This is a genomic window from Neobacillus sp. CF12 (genome assembly GCF_030348765.1).
GTDB lineage: Bacteria > Bacillota > Bacilli > Bacillales > Cytobacillaceae > Neobacillus.
The window spans coordinates 3,292,938-3,310,667 of record NZ_JAUCEU010000007.1 but is presented as its reverse complement, the minus strand read 5'-3'; the positions used below and the strand labels follow the sequence as shown (position 1 = coordinate 3,310,667).

Sequence of the window (17,730 nt, the reverse complement as noted above, 5' to 3'; positions counted from 1 at the left end):
AAAGCAAATGACAACCATGGTTGATAAACCACTTAGTGAAAATAATACAGGGAAAAAACGGAACATTCTGAATTTTTGGCCCCTATTATTTGTAGGACCACATTTACTTTTATTTATACTGTTTTTCCTCATTCCATCAGTATTTGGTATTTACATATCCTTTACAAAATGGGACTTGTTTACATCCCCTGAATTTGTTGGTTTGGAAAATTACCAAACCATGCTTTTTAATCAAGATTCCAGTTTTTATACACAGTTTTATAATGGGTTAGGGAATACGTTTATTTTTGTGCTAATATCCGTTCCCTTTTGTATTATTGTTCCATTATTAATTTCAACTGCGTTAGCCGCAAAACCAAGAATGAATCGACTTTTTCAATCGCTGTTTTATTTACCATCCTTATTTGCCATCTCAGCCGTAATGATCATTTGGCAATTCCTTTTGAGTGTATCCTATGGACCGCTTGAAAATTATTTAGGAATTTCTACCAATATGCTGGATAATCAGCCGCATGCCTGGATTTCCCTTGTCATCGTAACAGTATGGTGGACAATAGGGGGGAATATGGTTATTTATTTAGCAGCCTTAAATGGAGTGCCGAAGGATTTAATTGAGGCCGCAGAGTTAGATGGAGCAGGGGTATTTAGTAAATTTTTTAGAATCACGCTTCCAAGCATTAAATATCAAATTCTATTCACAACCGTAATGACGACTATCGCACAGTTCAACGTATATGGACAGCCTTTAATGTTAACTGGCGGAGGTCCAAGTGATTCGACACGAGTGCTTCTAATGTATATTCAGCAGAACGCATTCAGTTCAGGATTGTCAATTGCAGGTATGTCTTCTGCAATGGCTGTTATGCTTGGAGTCTGCATCATGATCGTTTCTGCCATTCAATTTTACCTATTAAGGGATAAGGATTAGAGGTGTGTGTAGATGAAAGAAAGTAAAACAACAAAGATTGTTGCATTTGTATTTTTATTAATAATGGCAATAATATGGGTCTTTCCAATCTTATGGGGTGCCTTCACTTCTTTTAAATCAGAAGAAGAAATTGTAGCAGCAGGGGTAAGTTTTTTACCAATTCATTGGACCATAAACAATTATACTGAATTGCTGTTTAATAATGCCTCTAGTCCGGTGATAAAATGGTTTACCAATTCATTAATTATTGCAGTCAGCCACACTGTTTTAGTGTTAATAGTGGTTGCCTTAGCCTCTTATGGTTACACACGTTTGCAGTTCAAAGGCCGTGACTTTTTATTTGGAGTTTTGCTTGCATCAATGATGTTTCCTGGCGTTGTGAATTTAATTCCTTTATACAGTATCATGGATCAATTAGGCTGGGTAAACAATTTACTCGCAGTTATTGTTCCTGGAGCTGCGGGAGTTTTTAATATTTTCCTTGTTCGCCAGTTTGTTTTAGGGATACCAAAAACTTTTGATGAATCTGCGAGAATCGATGGCGCAAATGAGTTTCAAATTTTTTACTTGATTATCCTGCCGCTTATTAGGCCGGTATTAACGGTTGTGGCATTGTTCAGTTTTACAGGAGCATGGAATGATTTTCTATGGCCGTCCATAGTACTTAATGATATTGAAAAACTTCCAATTACTCCAGGGCTGCAGCTCCTTCAGGGGCAATACCTAACCTACCCTGGTATTGGAACAGCGGGCGCATTAATTGCGTTAATTCCTACTTTCCTTTTATATTTGTTTGCCCAAAGATACTTTATGCAGTCCATGTCTTTATCGTCTGGTGTAAAAGGATAAGGATAGCAGGGATCCAACCGGCATGTTCCATCTAGAGGAGTGAATGAAATGAGCAGGTCTTTTGAACGGAAAGTCATTTATGCAGCGAGTATTTGGCAGTTGGTTACGGGTGCTATAACAATTTTTTATTACTCGTTTACTTTAAAAAAACAGGGAGCAAATGTAGATAATTTAACACTTTTAGAACAAAAGGGTGTCCAGTCCTTGTTTGATAGTCTCTATAGCTTTGCTGTCACTTATGGGCTCTTATTTATTGTCATTGCTGGCTTAAATATCATTTTTGTCAGGTGGCTTGTACGCGATAATACACTTCAATACAAGCTTCCGATTTATTGGATTGTATTAGCTGCAGCATTTTATTTTCTATCAGATTACATTAGTTTGACGTTATGTCTCGTCGCTGCTGTAATTGCTTTGGCTAAAAACAAACCAATAAAAATCGCTTTTGACAAAATGGATTATGAAACGTAAAAAATTATTAATCGGCATAGATAGGAGAAGGATTAATGTTTAATGGATTAGGTATGGGATTAGGGCAGTTATCCCGTTTGTCAAATGCCAAAACTCGGTCAATTAGTCCTGAAAACTTCCGCGGAGAAAAAGGAAAAGGCGGTATCGCGATAGAAGGGACAGGCTCGGGTCCTTCAAGAGAATTGGGGCAAGGGTGGAAGGTTTCACCTTCTGTCTTAGTGAAACAACAATCAACTTTTACCATTGCAGATATCGAGGAAGCAGGTGCCATCCAACATATCTGGCTGACTTGTCACCCTGATGCTTGGAGAAGGTTGATTATCAGAATGTATTGGGATGGAGAGGAACACCCTTCTGTGGAAGTTCCCCTTGGTGACTTCTTTTGTAATGGCTGGTGTGAGCGAGTAAATGTTAATTCTATTCCAATTGCTGTAAATCCTGCAGGAGGGTTTAATAGCTATTGGGAAATGCCTTATCGACAAAAGGCAAAAATAACGATTGAAAACATATCCAATGATGACTACTACCTTTATTACCAGATTGATTATACAGTAACAGATATCCCGTCGGATGCAGCTTTTTTCCACGCACAATGGAATAGGAGTAACCCAGTAAAGTATAAGGATGTGCATATTATAATTGATGGCATTAAAGGCAAGGGCCATTATGTAGGTACGTACCTAGCTTGGCAGGTAAATAGCTGTGACTGGTGGGGTGAGGGAGAAATTAAGTTTTATATGGACGGCGATCAGGAATTTCCAACCATATGTGGAACTGGCACAGAAGATTACTTTGGCGGTGCGTGGAACTGGGAACAGCCTAAAGGACAATATTGTACCTATTCCACCCCATACCTTGGGATGCACCAAGTGATTAAGCCAGATGGCTTATATCGAAGTCAGCAGCGATTTGGTATGTATCGATGGCATGTAATGGATCCGATCCGTTTTGAGGAAGATTTAAAAGTGACCATCCAGGCTCTAGGGTGGAGGTCAGAAGGTAGATATCTTCCACTACAGGACGACATTGCCTCGGTTGCATTTTGGTATCAAACAGAACCTCATCATCCATTTCCTGTTATACCTGGAAAAGATGAATTAGAAGTAATTTAATAAATTTTATGCTGTTACCATCATACCAAGATCTAACCTTGTTATGGTATCAGCAGAGATGTAAGGAGAGACGAACATGACATTTAGACCGGAATATCCAAGACCACAATTAGTAAGAAAAGAATGGTTAAATTTAAACGGTGAGTGGGACTTTGCTTTTGATGATAATAATACGGGTGTTAAGGAAAAATGGTTTCAAACAGAAGATGCCTTTGATCAAAAAATTAATGTTCCTTTTGCTTATCAAACTGAGTTAAGTGGGATTCATGACCCAAGCTTCCATGACCATGTTTGGTACCGACGTGAATTTACCGTTCCAACACAATGGAATGATCAAAAAGTCATTCTTCATTTCGGAGCGGTTGACTATCGTGCGTGGGTCTATGTGAATGGACAGTACGTTGGGTACCATGAAGGCGGACATGTTTCATTCTCATTCGATATTACAGATCATTTGCAATGGGGTAATGAAACGTTGGTTATAAGGGTGGAAGATCCTTCAACAGATGAAACGATACCTAGAGGAAAACAGTTTTGGGTAGAGAAATCCGATGCTATCTGGTATACACGCACAACAGGTATATGGCAGACAGTATGGATTGAACCTGTAAGTGCCACAAGTATTTCTAAATTAAGATTAACTCCAGATATTGACCGCGGAGATATTATTGTCGAGTTTGATGTCTTAGGTGACTATCTTAATAAGACAATAGACGTTGAAATTAGCTTTAAAGGAGAAATGATTGTAAAGGATACAATTGAAGTGTTTGAATCCTATAATAAACGCTCCATTAATCTTTACAATCGTCAAATTTTCAGAACTTCCTTCCATCATATTGGCTGGAATTGGTCTCCAGAAAATCCTAATTTATTTGATATTAAGGTCACTTTAAAAGAGGATGAAGTGACTTTAGATGAGGTAGACTCCTATTTTGGAATGAGAAAAGTTCACATTGAAAACGGAATGGTTTATTTAAATAATAAGCCATATTATCAAAAGTTAGTTCTTGATCAAGGTTATTGGCCAGAGGGACTATTAACTGCTCCATCTGATGAAGATTTGAAAAAGGATATTGAACTAACAAAAGAAATGGGCTTTAACGGCTGCAGAAAACATCAAAAAGTGGAGGACCCTCGTTTCCTTTATTGGGCAGATCAGTTAGGATTCCTGGTATGGGGAGAATGTGCGGCGTTTCCATCGTACAGCGAGGATGCAGCAGCAAGGTTAACCAGAGAATGGATTGAAATAATTGAACGGGATTACAATCATCCTTCAATCATTGCTTGGGTTCCGGTTAATGAAAGCTGGGGGGTACCTTTTATTAAAGGAAACAAACAACAGCAAAACCATTCTTTAGCTATGTATTATCTAATTCATTCCCTTGATGCGACCCGCTTAGTAATTTCAAATGACGGATGGGAATTAACTGTGACTGATATTTGTGCGATTCACAATTATAATCATGGGAATCAAGAAGAAAAAGCTAAATATGAGGAATATAAGGAATCTCTTTCAACAAAAGAAAACCTCCTAAGTTCTAAGCCGGCACTCCGTGGTATTTATGCCGACGGCTTTGAGCACCAAGGGGAGCCAATTTTATTAACCGAGTTTGGCGGAATTGGTTTCAAGGTTGGAGAAGAAAGCGGCTGGGGATACACATCGGTTAAGAACGCTGAAGAATTTATCGAGGACTATCGAAGAGTAATGGAAGCCGTATATGCTTCAAAAGCATTACATGGTTATTGCTATACGCAATTAACAGATGTAGAGCAAGAGATAAACGGTTTATTAGCCTATAACAGAGAACCTAAGTGCGAGTTGTCTAAGATTAAGGAAATTAATGATATGTGGCACTCCGATATTGTGAAATTCTAAATCCTATTTACTCCTTTTTAATCGATTTTGAAAAATTTCAGAAAATATATCCTTTCTTAGAAATCGTTTTAGAACGTAAACGTTCGACGTTTTTTAAGAGGGATATTTTTTAGATTCATCCATATTTATAGTGAATGGAGAGCTAACCATGAAAATAGTACAAGAGCAATTTGCTAAGTTTGATGGAAAGATTGTCACCGCCTATACGATGATTAATAGCCGTGGCATGGAAGTAACAACGATTGATTACGGATGTATCATTACAAAAATACTAGTTCCAGACCGAGATGGAACATTTGAAAATGTTGTATTAGGCTTTGATACTCTTGAAGAGTATCAAAAATATTCCCCCTATTTTGGTGCAATTGTAGGCAGGCATGCCGGTAGAATTGCAAATGCCGAATTTGAATTGGATGGTATCAACTACCATTTGGCGAAAAATAATAATGGCAACCATCTTCACGGAGGTTTAGTAGGGTTTGATAAGGTTATTTGGGATACTGAGGTCATCGAAGAACAGGAGTCTATGAGTCTTGTCTTTCACTATCTAAGTAAGGACGGAGAAGAAGGTTACCCTGGTAACTTGAAAATGAAGGTAACCTACACATTAAACAATCAAAATGAACTTCAGCTAACTTATGAAGGAATTAGTGATAAAAAAACGGTAGTCAATGTTACCAATCACTCTTATTTAAATTTAAGTGGAAATTTAAAAAGAGATACTTTGAACCATACACTCACCCTAAAAAGTGATCAATTCCTTGAATTGGATGAAGAGCTAATTCCGACTGGAAAAATTCTTGCTGTAGAGAATTCAGCATTTGATTTCAGATCAGGGCGAAGGATCTTTGATGGAACAGTATCAAATGATCCTCAGAATGTACTTGCAGGGAAAGGCTATGATCATCCGTTCCTATTAAATGTAAATAATAATAAAGAAATCCATTTATTTGATGAAGAAAGTGGACGGGGACTGATCATCGAAACCGATCAGCCTGCGGTAGTTCTTTATGCAGGAACACAATTAGAAGAAAACTTTTCTATTCGCGGAGTAAAATCAAAGAAATATCTTGGATTATGTTTAGAGACTCAAGGTCTGCCAGATTCACTTAATCATCGTCAATTTCCATCTGCTATTTTAGAGAAGGATGAAGTGTATCAATCTATTACAACGTATAAATTTACAAACCAATAACAAGAAGAAGGTTAATTTGAATGAAGATAGGATTTCGCAAGGTGCAAAACGTAAAAACCGATATGATTCATGTTAGGGATCCGTTTATCTATACTTCTCATCAGGAGCAAAAGTATTACCTGTTTGGAACTACATTTGCTGATGGATGTGGCGACCAAGATCCAATATTTGAAGTATATGTCGGGAATAATCTTGAAGACTGGGAAGGCCCGTATGTCGCATTTCAACCGCCAAAAGGCTTTTGGGGCGTAAGGCACTATTGGGCTCCGGAAGTATTTAAAATTGACGGTCGATATTATATGTTTGCTTCTTTTAAGGGAGGAATAGGCGTACATCGGGGTACTGGCATATTGGCAGCAGATCATCCTGGGGGGCCATATACCCCGCATAGTAATGGAGCGGTTACTCCAACAGATTGGGAATGCTTGGATGGCACGTTTTATGAGGATAAACATGGACAACGCTGGTTGATTTTTTGTCATGAATGGACGCAGATTTATGAGGGCCGGATCAAAGCAATCCGTTTATCAGCAAATCTAAAAAGGTCCATTGGTGATCCAGTAGAAATCCTTAATGCTGCGGACATGCCGTGGATTCGACACTTCGGGGATCCCCGGATTGAAAAAAACGGTTATTTAACAGATGCCCCGTTCATGTATCAAGCGAAAAATGGAGACCTTGTCATGTTATGGTCAAGTTACTCTGTTCCTGGTTATGGCGATAATGGATTGGGAGGATATACGGTTGCAGTGGCCAGATCAAAAACAGCAGAAATAGCAGGTGATTGGGTACACGATCAAGAATTGTTGCTCGACCGCAATGCCGGACACTCCAGTCTTTTCCGTGACTTAAACGGACAACTATACCTTTGTACACACTACCCAGACACACCCCATGGAAGCGAAAGGCCGCTATTCCTAAAAATGCAGGAAACAGAAAATAGAATCAAGGTCCTTGGAGGGTAATTGATTACGATGTAATCAAATATGGGTTATCCGTAAACAGCTGTTGACATATAGACGAATAGATATATTCCGAACAGAGCAATCTAACCATGAATACTTAGATAGTTCCAGCTAAGAGCCTGAAATAACAGGCTCTTTCCTTTGTTATGGCAGGTAATAACAGCTTCCTGCTGACTAAATTGAATAGTTTAGTAAAAATTTTAGTAAAAAATATGGATTTCTTTAACTGAATGGATTAAACTAAACATATAGCATATATAGTTGGAGGGACGACAATGAACATCACAAAGTTAACAACTACATTCAGAGAAATATTTGACGCCCAGCCCGAGCAAGCATTTTTTGCTCCGGGGAGAATAAATCTGATTGGTGAACATACGGATTACAACGGCGGTCATGTATTCCCATGTGCAATAACTTATGGAACGTATGCCGTGGCAAAAAAGAGAGATGACAATCTTGTCCGCCTTTACTCAGTAAACTTTCCGGACAAAGAGATCATTGAGTTTGATTTAACGCAATTAGAGTACGAAAAGCAGCATAATTGGGCGAATTATCCGAAGGGGATGATTCGTTATATAAAGGAAGCAGGTTACGTACTTCCTTCAGGATTTGAGTGTGTAATTGAAGGCAACATTCCTAATGGAGCAGGCCTATCCTCTTCGGCTTCCATTGAGTTATTGACAGGAGTGCTTCTAGACGGATTGTTTGGACTAGGAATAGCTCGCATTGACATGATCAAGATTGGTAAAAAAGTTGAAAATGAATTCATTGGTGTTAACAGTGGCATTATGGACCAATTTGCAATCGGGATGGGAAAAGAGGACGCTGGAATTTTGCTTGATTGCCAGACGTTACACTATCAGTACGCACCTATTCAACTTGAAGGTCACAAAATCTTAATTATGAATACGAACAAACGCAGGGAGCTGGCTGACTCGAAATATAATGAGCGCCGAGGAGAATGTGAAGAAGCATTGTCTTTGCTCCAGCAAAAACTTCCAATCGAAGCGCTTGGACAGCTATCAGAAGCGGAGTTTGATGAAAATCAATCATTAATAGTTAATGAAACAGTTCGTAAGCGGGCGAAACACGCAGTATATGAGAATGTAAGAACGCTAAAAGCTCTTGAAGAATTAAAGGCTGGCAACCTAGAGGCATTTGGACAGTTAATGAATCAATCACACATATCATTACGTGACGATTATGAGGTAACTGGAATTGAACTGGACAGTTTGGTAGAAGCAGCTTGGAGTCAACCTGGAGTAATTGGTGCTCGCATGACGGGAGCGGGATTCGGAGGCTGCGCCATTGCAATTGTTGAAGATGATCAGGTTGAGAGCTTTATAGCTAATGTTGGTACCGTTTATCATGACAAGATTGGTTATCCAGCAGATTTCTATGTAGCAAGTATTGGTGATGGAGCAAAAGAAATTAAAATGGAGGCGTCTGAATGAGTATTCTAGTTTTAGGCGGTGCGGGCTACGTGGGTTCGCATGCTGTTTACCAATTAATTGATCAAGGTTCCGAAGTGGTGGTCATCGATAATTTGCAAACGGGACATCGTGATGCCATCCATCCAAAGGCGAACTTCTACGAAGGGGATATTCGCAGCCGTGAGTTTATGCGTTCTGTGTTTGAAAAAGAAAACATTGAAGCCATCTTGCATTTTGCCGCTAACTCCCTTGTTGGCGAATCAATGACGGAGCCCTTAAAATACTTTGATAACAATGTTTACGGTACACAAATTGTTCTTGAAATGATGAAGGAATTTAACGTAAAGCACATCATCTTTTCGTCGACAGCTGCAGTTTATGGTGAACAAAAGGTTGTCCCTATTACGGAAGAAGCAGTGACAAATCCAACAAATACCTATGGTGAAACAAAACTCGCAATGGAAAAAATGATTTCTTGGTGTGAAAAGGCATTTGATCTTAAATATGTATCACTTCGATATTTTAACGTTGCTTCGGCAAGAAGCGGCGGGGAGATTGGCGAGGATCATAATCCAGAAACACACCTGATACCTGTTATTTTAGAAGCGGCATTAGGAAAAAGACCGGCAATAACAGTTTTTGGACAAGATTACGATACACCAGATGGGACTTGCGTCCGCGATTATATTCATGTTGAAGACTTAATTGCTGCTCATCTTCTTGCCCTTCGTTATTTGCAAAATGGCGGGGAAAGCAATGTATTTAATCTTGGCAGCAGCCAAGGCTTTTCCGTAAAGGAAATTATCGAGACTGCAAAGGAAGTTACGGGTATGGAGATTCCTGTCCAAATCGGCGAACGCCGTTCAGGCGATCCAAGTACGTTGATTGCATCATCGGAAAAAGCGCGAAGTGTTCTAGGCTGGAATCCAAGCAGAACCTCCATTCACCAAATCATCAGTGATGCATGGAATTGGCATAAACATCATCCAAATGGATATGAGAGGTGAGTGTGGTGATTAATCAGCTTATCCAACAATTAATCGATAAAGCCATTTCTGCTCAATTAATTGAGCCAGATGACGAAATCTATGCCCGCAATCAAATCCTTTCACTCTTGCATTTGGTTGAGTTTAAGGAGTCCAATGGAGAGTCTGATTTAGAAATACCTGATTTACTTGAACAGATTGTGGACTACGCCTGTACACAAGGTATTGTTGAAGATATCTTTGATGAAAAAGAGATTTTTTCTAGTAAAATAATGGACTGCTTTATGGCGCGTCCATCAACGATTAATCAAATCTTTTATGATAAATATAAACAGAGTCCGCAGGCAGCAACCGAGTATTTTTATGACTTAAGCAAGAATAGTAACTACATTCAGATGAAGAGGATTAGCAATAATATTGAGTACAAGGTTAACACGGAATATGGTGAGCTAGACATTACCATAAATCTATCGAAACCAGAAAAGGATCCTAAAAGTATTGAACTTGAACGTGCAGTGGCGAAAACAGATTATCCTAAATGTTTGCTGTGTGTTGAAAATGAAGGGTATGCCGGGAGAATTGGCCACCCGGCACGCTCTAATCACCGTATGATCAGGTTAAATCTTTTAGAAGAGAATTGGCTGTTACAATATTCACCTTATGTTTACTATAATGAGCATTGTATCGTATTGTCAGAGGAACATAGGGATATGAAGATTACGGCAACAGCCTTCCATCGGTTATTAAGCTTTGTCGAGCAGTTCCCACATTATTTTGTTGGATCCAATGCTGACTTACCGATAGTCGGTGGGTCTATTTTATCCCACGATCATTACCAGGGCGGTCATTATGACTTTGCAATGGCGAAAGCAGAAGATGAGTGGAGTTTTGAGTTGGATCGCTTCCCGCATGTACATGGTTCGATTGTAAAATGGCCGATGTCTGTTATTCGATTACGCTCTGAAGAAATTGGTCCTCTTGTAGAAGCAGGCGGGTATATTCTATCAACATGGAGAAATTACAGCGACGAAAGTGTAGGAATCCATGCAAAAACGGGCGATATTCCGCATAATACGATCACACCAATTGCACGCAAAAACCGGGGATTTTATGAACTTGATCTAGTTCTGCGCAACAACCGAACAAGTGAGGAACATCCACTTGGAATTTATCATCCTCATCAAGATGTTCATCATATTAAGCGGGAAAACATCGGATTAATCGAAGTGATGGGACTGGCTGTTTTACCAGCACGCTTAAAGAACGAACTTAGAGAAGTTGAAGATTTCATTGTTGGTAAAACCGAAGTGGTTGCTGAGTACCATATGGAATGGGCAGCGGCTTTAAAAGAAAAGTATCAAGATATTGCAACAAATTCCAATGTTGAAGCAATCGTAAGAGAAGAGACTGGGAAGAAGTTTTTAAAATGTTTAGAAGATGCTGGTGTTTATAAGAGAGATGAAGAAGGCAGAGCAGGGTTTAAACGTTTTATCTCGTCATTATCGTAGGTTTTAAGCTGACAGCATGTGATAACATAATGGCTCATATTTTGAAGTGTAAATGGAGTGAAGGATAATGAAAATACTAGATAAACTTTTTGGTCGTTATCACGATGAGTCAGTGATTGAATATACCCTTGTCAACGAATCGGGAATGTCTGTGTCAGTTCTGAATTATGGCTGTATTATTACAAAAATAATGGTTCCTGACCGTAACGGAAAAATTGAAAATGTCGTGCTTGGTTTTGATCAGATAGAGGATTACATCGATTTAGCCCCATATTTTGGCTCGGTGTGTGGTCGAGTGGCTGGAAGAATCAGTCATTCACAATTTGAACTGGATGGCGAGGTTTACCAACTGACCCCTAATGAGGGTTCCAACCATTTACATGGCGGTAAGAAAGGCTTTAATTCCGTTATCTGGGAAACGGAAAGCATTGAAACAGAGAATGCCGTTGGTTTGAAATTTTTCTATCGTAGTATAGATGGAGAAGAAGGCTATCCAGGGAATTTGGATACGACCATCGTCTATCTTTTAAACAATCAGAATGAACTGAGCATTTCCTATGAAGCGGTAACAGACAAAAAAACAATTGTTAATTTAACCAATCATTCTTATTTTAATCTAAGTGGAAATATCAAAAGAGATTGTTCTGAGCACATTCTCCAATTAGAAAGTGATCGCTTTTTAGAGCTTGGATCAGATTTAATCCCTACCGGAAAATTGATTGATTCTACTAATACCCCTTTCGATTTTAAGCATGGGCGTCTATTGAAATCGGGGATTAAATCCGACCATCCGCAGAATGTGCTTGCCGGCAATGGTTACGACCATCCGCTCATCTTTGCCAAAAAGGGAGAAAATACAGTGGCGTTAAGTGAAAAAGAGAGCGGCAGGACATTGTTGGTTACGACTGACCAGCCATGTGTGGTTCTGTATACGGCGAATCAGCTGGAAGGTCCTTATTCCATCTCGGGTGTTCGTGCAAGGAATTACTTAGGTGTGTGCTTAGAAACACAGGGTCTGCCTGATGCCATTAACCAGCCTGATTTCCCAACAATTGTTTTAAACCCAGAGGAAGTGTATCGTACCACAACAAAGTATCGCTTTTTTTCTAATACAATAGGAGTTTGATGAATGGCTACAATAAAGGATATTGCAGAATTAGCAGGAGTTTCGATCGCAACGGTATCCCGAGTGTTGAATTATGATAGTACCCTGTCTGTTGGTGATGAAACGAAAAAGAGGATATTTGAGGTTGCAGAGCAGCTTTCTTATAAAAAGAAAACACCTAGAAAACTAGAAACAGGAAAAATTGCATTGTTGCAGTGGTATACCGAAAAGGAAGAACTAGAAGATTTATATTATATGTCGATTCGGCTGGGGGTAGAAAACCAGGCCAGACAATTGGGCTTTTCTGTAGCTAAGTACTTTCAAGACAATTATGAGGATTTAAAACAGGATGAGATTAACGGTCTTATTGCTATCGGGAAATTTAGTGATAAACAAATTAACGATATGGTATCGATCACAAATAATCTCGTTTTTGTCGACATCTCTCCTGATGAAGAACAGTTCGATTCCATTGTCATAAATTTTGAAAAGGCCACTAAAAAGGTTATTGATCATTATATTACAAATGGACATGAGAAGATTGGTTATATTGGCGGAAGAGAAGTATTTAAAGATCAAACCTCTCTCATCGAGGACCAACGAGAGGTTACGTTTAAAAACTACTTAACTGAAAAAGGGCTGTTGAATGAAGCGTATATGTACGTAGGAGCATTCTCCGTTTCTGAGGGTCATTCACTCATGAAAAAAGCCATTCAGGAGCACGGAGAAAACCTGCCAACCGCTTTCTTTGCTGCAAATGATTCGCTGGCAGTTGGCGCTCTTAGAGCACTATTGGAAGAAGGGATACCTGTCCCAGGGCGGGTGAACATCATAGGCGTAAACGACATTAGCATCTCCAAATACGTCTTTCCATCCTTAAGCACCGTCAAAGTCTATACAGAACTAATGGGAGAAACAGCCGTCAACACCCTAGTAGAAAGAATCGAAGGCAGAAAAACAGCCAAAAAAATAACCATATCCACCCAACTCATCATAAGAGACAGCAGCTTCTAAAAAAACACAAAAACACAAACGTCCACCTCAGGTGGACATTTGTGTTTTTGTGGTGCCTGTCACCATTTATACATTGTCGTATATTGGTCTATTCCGTATAATGTTTTTTATCTAGATTTGTAGAAGGTTGGAGTTGTTTTATGAAAGGGCTTTCTTTGATGTCTTATGTGGTAGGGGTTTTATTTTTTCTTGTGAGTTGTGCATTTGCTATTTTTTATGGTTATAAGGTTGTTTCCCATGATTTGCCTTCGGGAGATAGAGTTGTAGATAAGTATAAGTATCATTTTGTGTTGGTTCCGGAAGAGCTGGACAATGACTATTGGCGGCTAGTTGAAAAAGGGGCACAGCAGGCTGCAAAGGAATACGGTGTTTTATTGGAGTATGCTGGGCCAAAGCAGGCGAATATCGACGAACATTTAAAAACAATTGAAATGTCAATGGCGTCTAAGGTGGATGGAATTCTTACTCAAGGTTTGAGTGATGAGCAATTTACCCCGCTCATTAATAGGGTCGTAGAGAGACTCCCAGTGATAACCATCGATACTGATGCTGCCAATAGCAACCGAATGGCTTATATTGGAACAGACAATTATTATTCAGGTTTTTTAGCAGGTAAAGCATTAATTGAAGATACAAAAGGTCAAGCGAATGTTGCGATTATTACGGGTAATTTTTATGCAAACCATCAGCAGCAGCGTGTTAAGGGGTTCCAGGACGCCGTAAAGTCTGAAGAGGGAATAAAGATTATTACTGTCGAAGAATCAGGGATTAGTAGAGTTCGGGCAGCTGAAAAGGCTTATCAAATATTGGCCGATTACCCAGAAGTAACTGCCTTCTATGGGACAAGTGCACTCGATGCAATTGGAATTGCCCAAGTGGTTGAAAAAAGGAAGCCAGGTAGAGTTTATATTATCGGATTTGATACGCTTCCTGAAACACTTGATTACATTGCGGAAGGCACGATTAAAGCGACAGTAGTCCAGGAGCCATATGAAATGGGCTACCGAGCCATCCAAATGATGATTGACCTTATTGAAGGCAAAAAGGTCCCACCTGTTGTTCATACAAATACTCGCATTATAAGAGCAGCCGATTTACCTTTGAACAATCAGCACCAAGGGGAGGCTGACAGATAATGTTATTTCGAATCCGCTCCAAATTACTGCTGTATTTCATCGTTCTTGTCGTGTTGTTAACGTCAGTAGGAGTCTTTTTTTATCAAAGTAGTGAAAACCTTATAAATGAATATGATGATAGTTTTGAACGGTTTCTTATGTTAAATGATATCTCCCAGCGAACCACGACCATTACGGAAAACCTGCAGGGGTATTTGTTAGATAAGGAAGGTTCCTATTTAAAAGACTATAACCTGGAAAAATCTAAGTTGCTGAATGACCGATGGCTTTTTAATAAAGAAATGCAATCGAATGATATAGCGGTTATTAATTACCAGAATATGATAAATAGCTTTCTAGAAGAATGTGATGCAACGATAGAAGCTTTTCATAAAGACAATATTAACGAGTATTCGGATCACTTAAATGAAGCATTAAAAATAGCTGGTTTCCTCCATGAAAGTACACTTGCACTCCTAAATAATAAGCTAACAGACTATCAAAATTTCTATGACCAAATGGAGAGGCAAAATCATTATTATAAACTAATGTCCTTTTCCCTTTTTGCTGCTGCTTTTTTTCTCAGTACATTGATCGCACTTTGGATTTCTGGCGGAATTACAAAACCGATTACTCGTTTATCCGAGGCAGCCCGGCAAATCTCAAAAGGCAATTTATCTGGTGAAGATATTAAAATAACCACCAAGGATGAATTAAAGCCATTAACTGAAACTTTTAACCAAATGCGCTCCAACCTTAGGCAATTGGTACAAGAAATTAAACAGAAATCAGAGCTGGATAAACTCCTAAAAGAATTAGAACTTAGGAGTCTTCAAAACCAAATCAATCCACATTTTTTATTCAATACATTGAATACGGTTTCAAAGATGGCCTACCTAGAAGAGGCGGAGCATACTTCTAGATTAATTGAATCTGTCGCAACATTACTTCGATACAACCTGGGTGGTGATTTGAATAAAGCTGCCACACTAAGGGATGAAGTTCTAATTGTAAAAGAATACTTTTTTATTCAACAAACAAGGTTTGGAGATCGAATTCAATTCATAACAGAAATAGAAGAGGATTGTTTAGATATAGAAATACCTAGTTTGACGCTGCAGCCATTAATCGAAAATGCATTCATACACGGTGTTGAATCCTATGAGGAAAATGCAGAAATCCAACTCAATATATACAGAAGTAATGACAGAATTAATGTAGAGATTGTTGATAATGGGGATGGAATGGATGAAAGCACCAAAAATAGACTGCTAAATTATGTAACGGGAACAGAAATAGAAGAAGGATATGTACCGGATAAATCTAAAGGTCATTCGACAGGTATAGGAGTAAAAAATGTAATTCGCAGGCTGCAACTCTTTTACCATCAAAATGACATTATTGAAATACATTCAGACGTGGGAAAAGGTACGAAGTTTAAGTTGACCATTCCAAACAGTGCAAAGGGAGGAAGACTGCTTGTTGAAGATTCTTATTGTGGATGATGAGGTGCTAGAGAGAAAAGCATTGACGAAGATCATAAACAACTCTTCAGAGAACGTAATGGTAATTGGTGAAGCACCTAACGGCAGAAAGGCGATTGAAATGGCTAGAGAACATAAGCCGGATATCATCTTTATGGACATAAAAATGCCAGGAATAGATGGTGTTCAAGCCGTAAAGGAAATCAAAAGTACTGATCCGGGCATCCGATTTATCATGGTTTCAGCCTTTAATACGTTTGAATATGCCAAAGAGGTTATGCAGCAGGGTGTCAAAGAATACATCTTAAAACCTAGTAGAATACAAGACATTCTTGAGAGTTTACAACGTGTTTCTGCTGAAATTTTTGAAGAGCGCAAGTCTATGAAAGAACAGCAAAATTTGCGTGAGAACCTTGACCGGGCTGTTTCCATTGCTCAGAAAGAGTGGGTATCTTCGCTGATTTTAAACCAAGTCCAAGACATATCTTTTGATCATTGGGGTCAACTGTTAGGTGTTGAAATTACCTCTGGCTATATTATGCTGTTCTCTCTCCTGCCTAAGGAAAAAGGTGACCTTGGACTACATGAAAAACAAAACTTTTATTTATGGTTAAAGGATGTAATGAAAACAGTAGTAAAAAAGGAAGAAGTCATGATAGGACCGATGACAGACTCTCAAGTACCTGTTTTATTTCTTTGTAAACAAATGCCTGATAAAGTCCAGTTTAAAACAAGTGCACAGGCAGCCATTGAGAGTCTATTTAGCTCTTTCCAAAAAAATCAAATAAATGCAGATTTAAGAGTTGGGATAGGTCTTCCCTACAGTCAAGGCCAAGAACTTAACAAATCTTATCATGAGGCGGTAGTAGCCTTACAGCAGCTATTAAAAACGCCAAATCGAAAATATTTATTTAGCGGGAAACAAGGAGCAACTGAACTGCCTTCTGTTTCGGATGTGTTGGAGATTGAGAAAAAATTGCTGGATGGGGTCCGTCAGGGTGATTTAAATCAAGTAATGTTTATATTTGATTCGTTCGTAAACAAGCTTATCGCAAACAAAGGATTAAGAGCGTCTGCAGTGAAAAAGTCACTTGATGAGTTGTTTATTCTTCTTTCCCGCATGCTGCATGATTTAGGGATACAGTTTGAAGCATCCTTGACGATTGATGAGGCAGAGGATAGTAACGGAATTTTAGAACAGGGAAAATCGAATTTATTGAAAGTCGTCCAGCATGTTCAGTTGTGGAGAAACAGCCATGCCAAGGGAATGCTACATAAAGCAAAGGAATATATAGAGAATCATTATGCGGATTGTATTACATTGGAACATGTAGCAGATTATGTGGAACTCAGTCCTTTTTATTTAAGTAAATTATTTAAAGACCGTTTTGGGATGACCTTTATTGATTACGTAACGGAAATAAGGATTAAGCAGGCAAAACTAGAAATGGTTGACTCTTCAAAGAGCTTGAAGGAAATATGCTATTCTGTCGGCTATAAGGATCCGAATTACTTTAGTCGTGTGTTTAAAAAACAAACAGGTTTATCGCCTACCGAGTTTCGCAGGGAAACGGTAAGTTAATAGAGTTTCATTTTTAAGACTGATTCGTAAATGGATCGGTCTTTTTTAGTGTGAACAAAAAAGTCTAGGAATTCGCAAATATGTGCTATAGGTTGGAACTATTG

The 17,730-nt window shown here is 38.8% G+C and carries 15 protein-coding genes; all 15 read left to right on the top strand.

Annotation, left to right across the window (positions count from 1 at the left end):
* The first annotated feature begins 7 nt into the window (after positions 1-7).
* The 15 genes from QUG14_RS15780 to QUG14_RS15710 all read left to right on the top strand — a co-directional run bounded on the left by QUG14_RS15780 (position 8) and on the right by QUG14_RS15710 (position 17,626).
* Positions 8-928, top strand: coding sequence for a carbohydrate ABC transporter permease (locus QUG14_RS15780; RefSeq protein WP_483310731.1), 921 nt, complete (start codon positions 8-10; stop codon positions 926-928).
* Positions 929-940: 12 nt separating this feature from the next.
* Positions 941-1,777 carry a carbohydrate ABC transporter permease gene (locus QUG14_RS15775; RefSeq protein WP_289341470.1) on the top strand — a complete coding sequence of 279 codons (837 nt, stop codon included), beginning with the start codon at positions 941-943 and terminating at the stop codon, positions 1,775-1,777.
* 48 nt (positions 1,778-1,825) lie between these two features.
* Positions 1,826-2,248, top strand: coding sequence for a hypothetical protein (locus QUG14_RS15770; RefSeq protein WP_289341469.1), 423 nt, complete (start codon positions 1,826-1,828; stop codon positions 2,246-2,248).
* A gap of 35 nt (positions 2,249-2,283) precedes the next feature.
* Positions 2,284-3,360, top strand: coding sequence for a glycoside hydrolase family 172 protein (locus QUG14_RS15765; protein WP_289341468.1), 1,077 nt, complete (start codon positions 2,284-2,286; stop codon positions 3,358-3,360).
* A gap of 76 nt (positions 3,361-3,436) precedes the next feature.
* On the top strand, positions 3,437-5,236 hold the full coding sequence (locus QUG14_RS15760; protein ID WP_289341467.1) for a glycoside hydrolase family 2 protein: 1,800 nt from the start codon (positions 3,437-3,439) through the stop codon (positions 5,234-5,236).
* 148 nt (positions 5,237-5,384) lie between these two features.
* Positions 5,385-6,431 (top strand): aldose epimerase family protein, encoded by a 1,047-nt coding sequence (locus tag QUG14_RS15755; RefSeq protein ID WP_289341466.1) that lies wholly within the window; start codon positions 5,385-5,387, stop codon positions 6,429-6,431.
* A gap of 20 nt (positions 6,432-6,451) precedes the next feature.
* Positions 6,452-7,396, top strand: coding sequence for a glycoside hydrolase family 43 protein (locus QUG14_RS15750; RefSeq protein WP_289341465.1), 945 nt, complete (start codon positions 6,452-6,454; stop codon positions 7,394-7,396).
* 275 nt (positions 7,397-7,671) lie between these two features.
* Positions 7,672-8,853 carry a galactokinase gene (locus QUG14_RS15745; protein ID WP_289341464.1) on the top strand — a complete coding sequence of 394 codons (1,182 nt, stop codon included), beginning with the start codon at positions 7,672-7,674 and terminating at the stop codon, positions 8,851-8,853.
* Positions 8,850-9,839, top strand: a complete 990-nt coding sequence (galE, locus tag QUG14_RS15740; RefSeq protein ID WP_289341463.1) for a UDP-glucose 4-epimerase GalE — start codon at positions 8,850-8,852, stop codon at positions 9,837-9,839. Before QUG14_RS15745 ends, galE begins: the two co-directional genes overlap by 4 nt.
* 5 nt (positions 9,840-9,844) lie before the next feature.
* Positions 9,845-11,326: a UDP-glucose--hexose-1-phosphate uridylyltransferase gene (gene galT / locus QUG14_RS15735; protein ID WP_289341462.1), complete on the top strand. Its 1,482-nt coding sequence runs from the start codon at positions 9,845-9,847 to the stop codon at positions 11,324-11,326.
* A 67-nt stretch (positions 11,327-11,393) separates the two neighbouring features.
* A complete protein-coding gene (locus QUG14_RS15730) occupies positions 11,394-12,452 on the top strand; it encodes an aldose epimerase family protein (protein ID WP_289341461.1) in 1,059 nt (352 codons plus the stop codon).
* Positions 12,453-12,455: 3 nt separating this feature from the next.
* A complete protein-coding gene (locus QUG14_RS15725) occupies positions 12,456-13,445 on the top strand; it encodes a LacI family DNA-binding transcriptional regulator (RefSeq protein WP_289341460.1) in 990 nt (329 codons plus the stop codon).
* A 140-nt stretch (positions 13,446-13,585) separates the two neighbouring features.
* Complete coding sequence (locus QUG14_RS15720; RefSeq protein WP_289341459.1) at positions 13,586-14,581, top strand: sugar-binding protein; 996 nt, start codon at positions 13,586-13,588, stop codon at positions 14,579-14,581.
* On the top strand, positions 14,581-16,065 hold the full coding sequence (locus tag QUG14_RS15715) for a sensor histidine kinase (protein ID WP_289341458.1): 1,485 nt from the start codon (positions 14,581-14,583) through the stop codon (positions 16,063-16,065). The genes QUG14_RS15720 and QUG14_RS15715 overlap by 1 nt, the downstream gene beginning before the upstream one ends.
* Positions 16,040-17,626 carry a response regulator transcription factor gene (locus QUG14_RS15710; protein ID WP_289341457.1) on the top strand — a complete coding sequence of 529 codons (1,587 nt, stop codon included), beginning with the start codon at positions 16,040-16,042 and terminating at the stop codon, positions 17,624-17,626. Before QUG14_RS15715 ends, QUG14_RS15710 begins: the two co-directional genes overlap by 26 nt.
* Positions 17,627-17,730: the final 104 nt, after the last annotated feature.